Annotated in this window: 11 protein-coding genes; 8 read left to right on the top strand and 3 right to left on the bottom strand. The window is 60.6% G+C overall.

Going from position 1 to position 12,223, the window contains the following annotated elements:
- Positions 1-75: 75 nt before the first annotated feature.
- Positions 76-483 (top strand): PA2817 family protein, encoded by a 408-nt coding sequence (locus E4P00_RS16145; protein ID WP_003190109.1) that lies wholly within the window; start codon positions 76-78, stop codon positions 481-483.
- A gap of 60 nt (positions 484-543) precedes the next feature.
- On the opposite strand, the gene E4P00_RS16140 is transcribed toward E4P00_RS16145, so the two are convergent.
- On the bottom strand, positions 544-1,518 hold the full coding sequence (locus E4P00_RS16140) for a LysR family transcriptional regulator (protein WP_078820764.1): 975 nt from the start codon (positions 1,516-1,518) through the stop codon (positions 544-546).
- Between the two features lie 89 nt (positions 1,519-1,607).
- On the opposite strand from E4P00_RS16140, the gene E4P00_RS16135 reads away from it, so the two are divergent.
- Complete coding sequence (locus E4P00_RS16135; RefSeq protein WP_216090977.1) at positions 1,608-2,288, top strand: alanyl-tRNA editing protein; 681 nt, start codon at positions 1,608-1,610, stop codon at positions 2,286-2,288.
- Positions 2,289-2,353: 65 nt separating this feature from the next.
- Here E4P00_RS16135 and E4P00_RS16130 read toward each other — a convergent pair whose 3' ends face one another.
- Positions 2,354-3,928: an alkaline phosphatase D family protein gene (locus E4P00_RS16130; RefSeq protein ID WP_148852255.1), complete on the bottom strand. Its 1,575-nt coding sequence runs from the start codon at positions 3,926-3,928 to the stop codon at positions 2,354-2,356.
- Positions 3,925-4,479, bottom strand: coding sequence for a GNAT family protein (locus E4P00_RS16125; protein ID WP_148852256.1), 555 nt, complete (start codon positions 4,477-4,479; stop codon positions 3,925-3,927). The genes E4P00_RS16130 and E4P00_RS16125 overlap by 4 nt, the downstream gene beginning before the upstream one ends.
- A gap of 190 nt (positions 4,480-4,669) precedes the next feature.
- On the opposite strand from E4P00_RS16125, the gene E4P00_RS16120 reads away from it, so the two are divergent.
- The 6 genes from E4P00_RS16120 to E4P00_RS16095 all read left to right on the top strand — a co-directional run bounded on the left by E4P00_RS16120 (position 4,670) and on the right by E4P00_RS16095 (position 11,896).
- Positions 4,670-5,077, top strand: a complete 408-nt coding sequence (locus E4P00_RS16120) for a biopolymer transporter ExbD (RefSeq protein ID WP_005786670.1) — start codon at positions 4,670-4,672, stop codon at positions 5,075-5,077.
- Between the two features lie 2 nt (positions 5,078-5,079).
- On the top strand, positions 5,080-5,805 hold the full coding sequence (locus tag E4P00_RS16115; RefSeq protein ID WP_148852257.1) for an energy transducer TonB: 726 nt from the start codon (positions 5,080-5,082) through the stop codon (positions 5,803-5,805).
- Positions 5,806-5,829: 24 nt separating this feature from the next.
- Entirely contained in the window at positions 5,830-8,115 is a 2,286-nt protein-coding gene (locus tag E4P00_RS16110) for a TonB-dependent receptor (RefSeq protein ID WP_216090976.1), read from the top strand.
- A gap of 24 nt (positions 8,116-8,139) precedes the next feature.
- Positions 8,140-8,787, top strand: coding sequence for a MotA/TolQ/ExbB proton channel family protein (locus tag E4P00_RS16105; protein ID WP_005786664.1), 648 nt, complete (start codon positions 8,140-8,142; stop codon positions 8,785-8,787).
- A 56-nt stretch (positions 8,788-8,843) separates the two neighbouring features.
- Positions 8,844-10,061, top strand: a complete 1,218-nt coding sequence (locus E4P00_RS16100) for a phospholipase D-like domain-containing protein (RefSeq protein ID WP_103735107.1) — start codon at positions 8,844-8,846, stop codon at positions 10,059-10,061.
- Positions 10,062-10,156: 95 nt separating this feature from the next.
- On the top strand, positions 10,157-11,896 hold the full coding sequence (locus E4P00_RS16095; RefSeq protein WP_032877050.1) for a dipeptidase: 1,740 nt from the start codon (positions 10,157-10,159) through the stop codon (positions 11,894-11,896).
- Positions 11,897-12,223: the final 327 nt, after the last annotated feature.

Raw genomic sequence — 12,223 nt, 5'->3', positions numbered from 1 at the left:
TACCGGCGGTCATATAAAAACGGGCGCGAGAGGCATATACTCTCGCGCCCGTTTTTGCTTTAGAGGACTTATCTCGTGTCCAACGTCGTTGCCGATCATCTCGTCTTGCTCGACCACTTGCGCAGCATCCTGGTTGCCGTCGGCGAAGCCGAACAGGTACCCGAGGAAAGCCACTCGCTGTTCCTGGAGCGTTTCGACGAACTGCGCGCCCTGTTGCCGATCGATCCGATCGAAAGCCAGTACCTGGGCCAGGACCTGATGAGCCAGGTCATCCTGCGCTACCCGCAAATCGCCCACTTGGTGCCACGCGACCTGCTGTGGTTCTTTGGCGGCGACTGCCTGCACTTCATGCCCGACGAAGAACTGGACCTGTACCAGGCCCTGGAAGAACGTCGCTATGAGGCCGAACAGAACGACGAACCGTTCGACTGGAACCAGGAAAAGCAACTGCTGGCCATGCCCCAGGACCAGAGCAAGCACTGACTTTTCAAGCACTGAGATTCAAATGTGGGAGGGGGCTTGCCCCCGATAGCAGTGGGTCAGTCAATGTAAAGGTGACTGACAGACCGCTATCGGGGGCAAGCCCCCTCCCACATTTAGCTTTGGCTCCTTGGCCATGCACTCCACCAGATAATCGATAAACACCCGCAACTTCGGCGGCAAGTACCGCGTTGGCGAATGCAGCAACCACGCCTCGCCATGGTAAGACGCAATAAAGTCCCACGCTGGCAACACTTGCACCAACTGGCCCGCCGCCAACGCATGCCGCGCCGTGAAATACGGCAAGCTGCCAATCCCCACATGCTGCAATACCGCATCCAACCGCACCCCAGTGTGGTTCGCTGCATAACGCCCGCGTACGCCAACCGTCACCGCCTTGCCGGCCTGGCGAAATTTCCAACGTGAATCGCCGGACGTTTCCCCCAGGTAAATGCAACTGTGCTCGAGCAAATCATGAGGATGGCTTGGGGTGCCATGCTCGGCCAGGTACTGCGGCGTCGCGCACAGCAGGTGTTCGATGGGCAATAGCTGGCGCCCGACCAGGCCGGGAGGTGGACTGTCAGTGATACGAATGCTCAAGTCGACATTGTCGTCGATCAGGTCCACATGCCGATCTTCAAGGATCAATTGCACATCCACCTTGGGGTAGCGCCGCAGAAATTCCGGCATATGCGGATGCACCACGAACCGCCCCACCGCCTTGGGCACGCTGACCCGTACCAGGCCCTCGGCTTCATCGGTGAACTGGCCGCTGATTTCCATCACCGAGCGGGCCGCGCTGACCATCTCCTGGCAACGCTTGAACACCTCTTCACCGCCCTCGCTCAGGCGCAGTTTGCGCGTTGTGCGTTGCAGCAAGCGCGTGGCCAGGGCTTGCTCCAGGCGTGAAATGCTGCGGCTCACCGCCGAGGGGGAGACGCTCAGTTGCCGCGCCGCTTCGGAGAAGCTGCCGGTTTCCACGACCTTGACGAAAATCGCCATTTCACCCAACAACGGCAAAGGAAGATTGATGCTCATGACGCACAGGTCCATTGATAATTGAGCGGATTATCACTCATCTGCGCACTATTTATACTGCCCACAGAACCCTGATGCGGATGTAGACCATGACCGAGCGCCTGTTTTTTACCCATGACCACCTGACAGCCGAGCTGGAAGTGCTCAGTTGCACCCCGCACGAAGAGCAATTCGCCGTGATTGCGCAGTCGACGATTTTTCATCCCCAAGGCGGCGGCCAGCCGTTCGACACCGGCTGGCTCGGCGATAGCCAGGTACTGCGGGTCGTGCAGGAAGCCGAACAGGTGGTGCATTACGTCGACCGGCCTCTGGAACCTGGACCGGTCATTGCACGAGTCGACGCACAGCGTCGAGCCTTGCACAGCCGCCTGCATTCGGCGGGCCATTTGATCGGCAACGCCGGCGAACGTCTGGGCTGGATGCCGATCAAGGCCCACCACTGGCCGGGCGAAGGCAAGATCACCTTTATCCGTGGCCAAAGCGCGCAAGACATGGATGCGCAAACGCTCCAGCAATGGGTCAACCAATGGATCGCCGCTGACTATCCACGGCATATGACGCTGGATGAAGGCACCCGCGAAGTCGGCTTCGGTGAATTGCCGGCTTACGCCTGTGGCGGCACTCATGTGCAAGCGTTGAGCGAGCTGGGCCAGGTGACGATCCTGGCGCTATCGGAGAAAAAGGGCGCATTGTCGGTGCGCTATGAAATTGAAACTAATGTGGGAGGGGACTTGCTCCCGATAGCGGTGTGTCAGTCAGCTTACCTGTAACTGATCCACCGCTATCGGGAGCAAGCCCCCTCCCACAGTGGACCGATGCGCCACAGAGAAATAGGCTAGACGGCAATCGCCCCTGCCCTGCCCGGCTCGACCACGAACGACTTCAACGTCGACACCGTCGCCGCCGGGTCACGCGGGTCACTGATCGCCCGAAAATTCGTCAACATGCTGTCGGCCGCCAACTCCACCGACACATACCCGCGCTGGCGGCTGTCGAAGAACTTCACATGGGGGTTAAGCGGCATGATCTTCATGAACGCGTCATAGGGCGGGCCGTCAGAGGTCACCGACGAGCCAACGAACTCGGTGGCAACCACCGCCGAGTCCGGGTTGTCGGCGTTAGCATGCAGGTCAGTGGCCCAGAACGAATGAATGTCCCCGCCCCAGAACACCGGGTTCTTCACGCGATTGCGCACAATCGACGCCAGCATCCGTGAGCGGTTAGCCATGTAGCCATCCCACCCATCGGTCCAGCGCCCCGGCTTGTGGTTGGTGAGATCGCGCTGGATCAGCGGCGCCACCAGCAAATCCTGGGCGATCACATTCCATTGCGCCTTCGACTGGGCAAAACCCTGGTCCAGCCAGGCTTCTTGTTGCCAGCCGAGCAACGTGCGGGCGGGGTCACGCAAGTTGCTGCAAGGGGTGGTGACAACATGCCCCTGGTGGCTGCCATTGGCTGCGATGCACGGTTGCTCGGAACGATACTGACGCCCGTCGAGCACATGGAAACGTACAAGCCGGCCGTAGTCCAGACGTCGATAAATACGCATGTCCGCGCCCTTGGGCACGCTACTGGCGCGCAAGGGCATGTGTTCGTAAAACGCCTGGTAAGCCGCCGCCCGTTGCTGGAGAAACTGCGCCACCGCAACCTTGGGATCCTGGGACCAGCGGTTGGCATAGTCATTCTGCACTTCATGATCGTCCCAGGTCGCCACGCTGGGTGCGGCGGCGTGCAGGGCTTGCAGGTCCGGATCGGTCTTGTACAACGCGTAGCGGTTGCGATAGTCGCTCAGGCTTTGCGCATTGCCACTGCCGTGAGAACGAAAAACCTTGCCAGAATCCGCCGCGTAGGAGCTGTCGTAAATATAGTCGCCGAGGAAAAACACCAGGTCGGGCCGCTCCGCGGCAAGGTGTCGGTAGGCACTGAAGTAACCGCGCTCCCAGTGCGAGCACGACACAAACCCCAGCCGGGCCGATGCCATGGCCTGCAGCGGCGGCATCGTGCGGGACTGGCCCACCTGGCTCTGCGCACCGAGCCCTTCAAACTGGTACCAATACGGCCGATCCGCCGCCAGCCCCGCCACTTCGACATGCACTGCGTGAGCGAAACGCTGCGTCGCCAGCACCTCCCCCTGCCTCACAATACGCGTCATCGCCGCATCGCTGGCCACCCGCCAACGCACTGGCACTGAGCGACTCAGCCCGCCACGGCCATCCGCGGCGTTGAACAACGGCGCCAGGCGCGTCCATATCACAAAGCCATCCGGCAACGGGTCGCCGGAAGCCACGCCGAGGGTGAACGGATAATCCACCCCGGCACTGCGCGCAAACGGGCTGAGGATCGAAAACGCGGTAGCGACCGCCAGCCCGCCAAGTATCCGGCGCCGGTTGTGGTCTACCCCGCCGCTCACAGACAGCGCTCCCAGTCGTCACGCACGGCGGCAAACCCGAGCAAGTCCTCATACACGCCGTTCTTTAGAAACGCCTGGCGCATGCAGCCTTCATAGCGCAGGCCGATCTTTTCCATGACCCGCGCCGATTCCTTGTTGCGACCAAAGCACTGGCTGCCCACGCGCTGCAAACCCAGCTCGCCGAAGCCGAAGTCCATCACCGCGCTTGCCGCTTCTGCCGCGAACCCCTGGTTACGGCAGTGCGCCGCCACCCAGCCCCCCAAGTGCCCATAGTGATGACGAGCATTGATGCGCAGGCTGACCATGCCAATCAACTCGTGTGTGCCCAGCACATGCATCCCCAGGTTCAGCAGTTCACCAGTGCGGTATTTATCGGCAATCCCTGCAATAAAATCCTCGGCGGTTTCCAGAGTGTAGGGCGATGGAATATTCGCCGTGTTGTCGGCAATTTTCGGGCCGTTGGCGAGCGTGAAAAGCAACTGGGCCTGGTGCATTTCCAGTGCTCGCAACAGCAGCCGCGGGGTAGTCAATTGAGGCAATGCTGTGTCCATGGAAGCTGGCTCTCAAGATAAATTTCTCAAGCATGTACGCCCCGAGTGTCAGTTTCATTACGTGCCAAAACTGACCGGTAAGTTTTCTGAAAGACCCGTCCTAGAGCCTTTAAACCGTCAATTAAAGTTAACCATTCGGTCATTTTTGCTTGCTAGCGTGTTGCCCCTAATTCAATAACGGGGTAACGGAATGAGAACCTGGGACGAACCCAAGAAACGCAAGGCGCACATCGAACTGATCCCGATGATCGACGTGATGATGTTCCTGCTGGTGTTTTTCGTACTGGTGAGCCTGAACGTGATTCCCGCGCTCGGCATGAAGACCCAATTGCCCAGCGCCAGCAGCTCGCAGCAGCTCAAACCGCAAAACAAATTCATCCTCACCCTGGGCCTGGAAGGCCAGTTGCAACTGGACGGCAAGGACCTGACGGTGGATGCCCTGGTGCCGGCCTTGAAGGCGGCCGAGAAGCCCGACACCAAGTCGACGATCATCGTCAACAGCGACAAAGGCGTAGAGGTTTCGCGCCTGGTGGAAGTGATGGACACCCTGCGCCTGGGTGGCTTCACCTCCGTGTCCATTGCTACGCGTAAGTCTTGATCATGTACGTTCTGTTTCGTGCGCGTCAGCTGCTGGGCAGTGTCCCGGCCCTGATCGCCCTGGTGCTGATTGCACTGGGTATCCAGTCCCAGACCTTGAAGGTCGAGCCGGTGTATGACGAGTCGGCGGTCGAATTGGCCTTGGTCGAGCCGGAACCGGAAGTCATACCGGAACCGGTGGTGGAACAAGAACCGCCACCGCCGGTAATAGAAGAGGAAGAGGCCGCGCCGGCGCCACCGCCACCGCCCAAGCCGCTGCCTAAACCCGAACCCAAACCCAAGCCAAAACCTGTGCCCAAGCCGGCGCCCGTGGTCGCCAAGCCCGCGCCAACGCCGCCACCGGTGGCCGCCAAGCCAGCCCCGGCCGCCGTCGCCCAAACGGCACCGACGCCCGCCCCACCGGCGCCACCGAAGGTCGATGGCCAGGCCCTGGAAGGCGGTTACCTCAAAGGCTTGCGCAACGAGTTGGACACCTACAAGCAGTACCCCACCGGGCGCCAGGCGTCGCTCGAACGCCCCAGCGGCGAGGTGGTGGTGTGGTTGCTGGTGGACCGCCAGGGCCGTGTGCTCGATTCCGGCTTGCAGACTCAGGCCTCAAGCATGTTGCTCAACCGGGCCGCCACCAACAGCTTGCGTCGCATCAAGCAAGTCAAACCGTTCCCCGAACAAGCCTTCGGGGGCCGCAATGAGCAGCGCTTCACCGCCACCTTCAACTACAGCGTGCAATAAGCACCCGACATCAGGACGACAGTGATGAAGTTCACCCGCATTCATCTGGCACTCGTTGCCGCGACCAGCATGAGCCAGGGACTGGTCATGGCAGAGACCAGCGACAGTGATGTCGGCACCATTGGGGTACAAGGCAAGGCGAGCGCAGGGGGCGGTTACATGGTCCCGGAAGAAAGCATCAAGGGCCGCTCCACGGTGACCAAGGAAGCACTGGACAAGCAGGCAGCAACAGGCAATGCCATCGATAAGCTCAAGTACACCCCAGGCTTGAACATCTCCAGTGAAGACAACACCGGCCTCTCGGGTTTTCGCTTCACCATGCGCGGCATGAACTCCGACCAGGTGGGCATGTCGGTGGACGGCATGCCGATCAACGACTCCGGCAACTACGCGCTGTACTCCAACCTGCTGGGCGACCCGGAAAACATCGACCAGATCTTCGTCACCCAGGGTGCTTCGGAATCCGACGGCCCGCACATTGGTTCCAGCGGCGGCAACATCGGCATCGTGACCATTCGCCCGACCAAGGAAACCGGCGCGTTCGTCAAACAGGTGGTCGGCAGCAACGCCACGCGCAAGACCTTCGCCCGCCTCAATACCGGTGAAATCAACGGTCTTAGCAACTGGCTGTCGGTGTCCCATACCGAAGGGCAGATGTGGCGTGGCTCAGGCGCGGTGCGTGCGGACAAGGTGGAGTGGAACAGCTTCTTCGACGCCGGCAACGGCAACACCGCCAACCTGATCCTCAAGTACCACGAGCAGGACAACAACAGTTACAGCCAGTTGACCAAGGCGCAGTTCCAGCAGAACGGCCGCAAGTACGATCCCTACCCGGCCACGCCGAGCGTGGGCAGCAACGGCAAGTACAACAGCTACTACGCCCTGGCGCAGAACCCGTTCCAGACCTTCACCGCCGTGCTCAACACCCAGTTCAAACTGGCCGACAACCTGGCGCTGTCGGTGATCCCGTATTACTACTGGGGCAACGGCAGCGGCGTCGGCTCGTCCGCCTATGCGCTCAACCGTGGCTCCAACCAGGGTGGCGTGTTCGATCTGGGCAACCTGCCCACCGCCGCCCAGTACAACGCCGATGGCACACCGAACAGCGGCGTGTACTACCGCCCTTCACGCACGCAAACCTGGCGGCCGGGCATCACCACCAAACTGACCTGGGACCTGGGCGACCACAGCCTGCAATTCGGCTACTGGTACGAGCGCGCACGCCAGAGCCAGACCCAGCCGTTCATTCCCCTAAAGAGCAACGGCAAGCCAGTGGATACCTGGCCGGATTCCAACAGCGCCATCGTCGATGCCAACGGCAACCAGGTCCAGGGGCGCGACCGCTTCACCGTGACCCCGGCGCAAAAGGTCTGGGCCCAGGACACCTGGTACATCAACCCGGATTGGACCTTCATCGCCGGCCTGGCCTACATGAACGTCGAGCGTGAAGGCACCAACCATGGCAGCCTTAACGAACGCCCGGAAAAACGTAACCAGACCTACAACAAACTGCTGCCCAACGCCGGCCTGAAATACCAGCTGGACGAGCGTGACCAGTTGTTCTACAGCCTGTCGCGCAACATGCGGGTACCGCAGAACTACGTGCTCTACGACAAAGGCGCCGGCTCGATCGACGCCGAACCGGAAACCAGCTGGAACCATGAACTGGGCTGGCGCTACAGCGGCGACGACATGACCCTGGCCGCCACCCTGTTCTACATGGACTTCAAGAACCGCCAGGTTTCGTCCCGGGACATCAACGGCGACTTTGCCGACATCAACGCGGGCTCCGTGGTCAACAAAGGCCTGGAGCTGGAATGGAGTGGCCAGTTGCCCCACCACTTCAACTACTACACCTCCTACACCTACACCAAGGCCGAGCAGCAGGATGACCTGACCGTCTACAACGCCGGCAAGCCCATCGTGCTGCCCACCAGCGGCAAGCAGTTCGCCAACGTGCCCAAGAACATGCTGGCGGCCAACGTTGGTTACGACGACGGGCGCTTCTACGGCACCTTCGGCGGCAAGTACACCAGCAAGCTCTATGGCGACCTGACCAACGACGAAGCCATTTCCGGACGCACCGTGTTCAACCTTGGCGCCGGTATCTACCTGCCGGTGGACAAGAAAGTCGTCAAGGACGCGACCCTGCGCCTGAACGTCGACAACCTGTTCGACAAGAAGTACCTGGACGGCGTGTACACCACCAAGACCAACGCGGCCAGCTACAGCGGTTTTCGCGATGGCGACCCGGCCTACATCGTTGGCCTGGACCGCACCGTAACGGTTTCGCTGGAAGCGAATTTCTAAGACTGACCCAAGAGGAACACCAGCATGGATATGAACCTGCTCCACGACGTCACCTTCTATGTGATGTACGCAGCGATGGCCATTGCGATCTTCATCGCCATCGAACGCGGCATCTACTTTGCCTACGTGCGCCGCCAGGCTCGGGCGTTGATCGACGCCCTCGGCGCCCCCGTGCACAGCGAGCGTGACCTGCCGGAAAACCTGAGCCGTCGCGACAGCCTGCCGCTGAACATGATCCTGCCGGTGCTGGCGCAGAAAGCCTCCAACGGTTCACGCAAGGACCTGGACGACGAAATCGACACCCAATACCTCAAGACACGCGCCCCGCTGGCCCGCAGCCTGTGGATCATCGAGACCATTACCACCGCCGCCCCGCTGCTGGGCTTGCTGGGTACCATCCTCGGCATTATCGACACCTTCAAGGCGCTGGCCACGGCGGGTGTTTCCGACCCAGGGCAGATTTCCGGTGGTATCGGCACGGCCTTGTTCGCCACCGGCCTGGGTATTGCCATCGCGCTGTTCTGCGTGGTGTTCCACAACTTTTTCCAGGACAGCCTGGAACGCATCAACGACCAGTTGAAGATCCTGTTGATCCGCGCGGCCAGCGGAGCCCGCGTACAAGGCGAAGTGCCGCACCTTGTACCGACCTCCCTGCACAGCCGCACAGCGTGACCCGTCGGGCGGGCGCGTAATACGCCCGCCCCTTTGTTTTGTCCGATGAGACGCCTATGTCCCTTTCGATGAAGTTGCGTATCGCCAGCCTCGCCGGCGTGTTGCTCAGTCCGCTGGCCCAGGCGGACTTTTCCATTCCGGGGTTTGAGCTGGTGCACACCGTGCCGGTGGATACCGCCCTGGTCACCGCCGATTTGCGCCAGACTGGCCCGGTATGGATCGAGCTGTTCGACAGTGCGAAGAGCCGCATTGATATCGGCCAGTTCTACGCCGTCGACCATCCCGGCTCGGTGATGAACACGGTCATCGAACGCCTTGAGGCTGCCGGCAAGCGCGGCGTGAAAATTCGTTTTTTGCTGGAAGAAAAAGGCCTCAGGCTGTCGGAAGCTGCCACCCTGGAACGCCTGCGTGCGATCCCCAACCTGACCTTGCGGGTGCTGCCCTACGGGCAACTGAGCGGCGGCATCATCCACGCCAAATACCTGCTGGTGGATGGCACGCAGGCGTTTATCGGCAGCCAGAATTTCGACTGGCGCTCCCTGGAACATATCCACGAAACCGGGCTGCGTATCAGTGACGCAGCCGTCGTGGGCCAGGTGCAGGCGATCTTCGATCAAGACTGGCAAGCCCAGGCCGCGCTCGCCGATAAACAACCGGTACCGCTGCCCGCCCCCGGCCAAGTTCCCTTGCGTACCGGCAACTACCTGGTGGCCAGCCCGCAACGCTACAACCCGCCAGGCGTAGGCGACTCACAGCTGGAACTGCCACGCCTGCTGGGCGAAGCCAAAAAAGAAGTGCGTGTGCAACTGCTCGATTACGCGCCACTGTCCTACGGGCCTGATCGAACCCGCCCGTACTACGCGGTGATCGACAACGCCGTGCGTGCCGCTGCTGCCCGTGGGGTGTCGATCAAACTGATGGTGTCCAACTGGAACACCGACAAGCTGGAACTGCCCTACCTCAAGAGCCTGGCGGTATTGCCCAACGTCGAAATCAAGATCGTCACCCTGCCCGAAGCCAAGCAAGGTTTTATCCCTTATGCCCGAGTGATCCACAGCAAGACCATGGAGATCGACGGGCAAGTGGCGTGGATCGGCACCAGCAACTGGTTGGGCGGTTACCTGGATAACTCGCGCAATCTGGAGGTGGTGATGCGCAGTGAAGCGATGGCCAGGCGTGTAGGGCAATTGCATGAGCAACTGTGGGACGGGCCCTACGCCAGAGCCTTGAGCGTGACGGATGAATACCCTGAGCCCCATCCTGGCCAGCATTGACCTTGGGCACCTGAGTAGTGGTAGTGTGTGGAAATGTTTCCGACTTACCTGTCAGAAACACCCTACTCACTACCTGCAAAGGAATGCCTTAAACAATGCACTTTCCACTCAAGCAATTGGCCGTTGCCACCCTGTTCGCGGCTAGCCTTTCGGCACTCTCAACCCCCGCTTTCGCCAACATCAGCGCAGACCAAAGCGCGGCGATTGTGAAGAGCTTCGGCGAGACATCGGTCACCGATTTCCGCAGCTTCCTCGGCAACCTGGCCAAGGGCGAGCTGGGTAAATCGGCTGACGTCGGCCCGGCTATCAGCGCCTTTCTCGACAACAAAACCCTGAACGCCGAGCAACAGAACGAGATCAATCGCCTGCTCGGTATCTACACCCGTGTGAAGTACGGCAAGGCTGCCCTGGAAACCTTGCGCGAACTGGTGGAGATTCCGACCTTCAACGTAGACGGGCTGCCACAGTACAAAAACCCGGAATTCCTCAAGATCGCCGACAAGATCCAGGCCCTGGCCAAATCCTTCAACCTGAACTTCCGTAATGTCGATAACCGTGTGTACGAAATCTCCCTGGAAGGCAGCGGTGATGAAGTCGTCGGCGTACATGCCCATGCCGATGTGGTGCCGGTCACGCCGGAAAACTGGGTGCTGCAAGATGGCACCAAGCTCGACCCGTTCAAGGTCACGCTGATCGGCGACCGCATGTATGGCCGTGGGACCGAAGATGACAAGAACGGCATCGTCGTGGCGATGTATGCCATGAAGGTGATCAAGGAAGAAAAACTGCCGCTGGCGCGCACGTTCAAGCTGCTGGTGGACACCACCGAAGAAACCGCCGGTGACGCGATTCCCTACTACTTCGAACGCAACCCCGTGCCGCAATACAACCTGGCGCTGGATGGCGGCTACCCGGTGGTGATCGCCGAGAAAGGCTCGGGCACCGTCATGGCGACCTTCCCGGTGCGCAAAGGTGAAGGCACAGGCGCAGAAATCATCGCAATGACCGGCGGCAAGGCCACCAACCAGATTCCATCGGTTTCGGTCGCTACGCTGGTCAGCGATAAGCCTGCTGAGTTAGCGGCCAGCCTGCAGCAGGCCGGTAATGATTATGCCAAGCGCAACGGCGGCAATTTCCAGGTCAGCGCCAAGGTCGATGGCAAGGACGTCAAACTCACTGTCACCGGCGTATCCGCCCACTCCTCCGAACCCGAAACCGGGGTCAACCCGGTGGCTCGTATGCTGGAACTGATCCACGGCGTCGACGGCAAGATTGCCCTCAAGCACAACCACATCACTGATGCGGCGCGTTATGCAGCGGACAACTGGGGCCTGGATTACCTGGGCGGCAAATTGGGCGTGGGCTTCGCCGATGACTTCATGGGGCCGTTGACCACCTCGCCGACCTTTGTCGGCCTGGATGACAAAGCCTTCAAGCTGGCGGTGAACCTGCGGGCGCCGAAGGGTAAAACCCCGGAGGCACTCAAGGCACAGATCGAACAGAAACTGAATGCCTGGAACCAGCAAGCCAAGGTCAACGTGAGCTTCGCCTATTCGCTGGATACACCGATGTACCGCAACCCTGAAGGTGAGTGGGTCAAAGCCTTGCTGGCGGTCGCCACGGAAAACCTGGGCATGCCGCACAAGTTCGGCACCTCGGCCGGTGCAACCTCGGTGCACGACTTGCCCAACGGGGTGCAATTTGGCCTGGCCCGTCCGGAAGAGAAGTACACCGGGCACACCGACAGTGAGTTCAAAACGGTTGAGCAGTTCCTGCTGGACCTGCAGATCGTCACTGAAATGATGGGCCGCGTCGGGCAGTTGCCGAAGCTCTGACCCATCCTCATCGCCTGAACCACCGCTTTCGCGGCCTCGCTGAAGCTCGACAGCTCCCACAGGGGATCGGCAGTGCTGGGTTGATCTCGGTTGGCAGGGCCATCGCGCCAAGCACAACTCCCGACAACAACACCGCCCAAATGTGGGAGCTGTCGGGCCCCGGCGAGGCTGCGATGGCGGCGGCACAGGCAACATTTTCATCGCCTGAACCACCGCTTTCGCAGCCTCGCTGAAGCTCGACAGCTCCCACAGGGGATCGGCAGTTCTGGGTTGATCTCGGTTGGCAGCACCATCGCGCCAAGCAAAACTCCCGACAACAACACCGCA

This window comes from Pseudomonas sp. B329, from assembly GCF_023127835.1.
Lineage (GTDB): Bacteria > Pseudomonadota > Gammaproteobacteria > Pseudomonadales > Pseudomonadaceae > Aquipseudomonas > Aquipseudomonas synxantha_A.
Note: the sequence above shows the minus strand (reverse complement) of the source record. Positions and strands in the feature narration are given on the sequence as shown.

Coding starts and splice junctions, on each gene's coding strand:
- E4P00_RS16100 (WP_103735107.1), top strand. CDS start 8,844: ATGTCCCTTTCGATGAAGTTGCGTATCGCCAGCCTCGCCGGCGTGTTG.
- E4P00_RS16125 (WP_148852256.1), bottom strand. CDS start 4,479: ATGGACACAGCATTGCCTCAATTGACTACCCCGCGGCTGCTGTTGCGA.
- E4P00_RS16095 (WP_032877050.1), top strand. CDS start 10,157: ATGCACTTTCCACTCAAGCAATTGGCCGTTGCCACCCTGTTCGCGGCT.
- E4P00_RS16120 (WP_005786670.1), top strand. CDS start 4,670: ATGAGAACCTGGGACGAACCCAAGAAACGCAAGGCGCACATCGAACTG.
- E4P00_RS16110 (WP_216090976.1), top strand. CDS start 5,830: ATGAAGTTCACCCGCATTCATCTGGCACTCGTTGCCGCGACCAGCATG.
- E4P00_RS16135 (WP_216090977.1), top strand. CDS start 1,608: ATGACCGAGCGCCTGTTTTTTACCCATGACCACCTGACAGCCGAGCTG.
- E4P00_RS16105 (WP_005786664.1), top strand. CDS start 8,140: ATGGATATGAACCTGCTCCACGACGTCACCTTCTATGTGATGTACGCA.
- E4P00_RS16115 (WP_148852257.1), top strand. CDS start 5,080: ATGTACGTTCTGTTTCGTGCGCGTCAGCTGCTGGGCAGTGTCCCGGCC.
- E4P00_RS16140 (WP_078820764.1), bottom strand. CDS start 1,518: ATGAGCATCAATCTTCCTTTGCCGTTGTTGGGTGAAATGGCGATTTTC.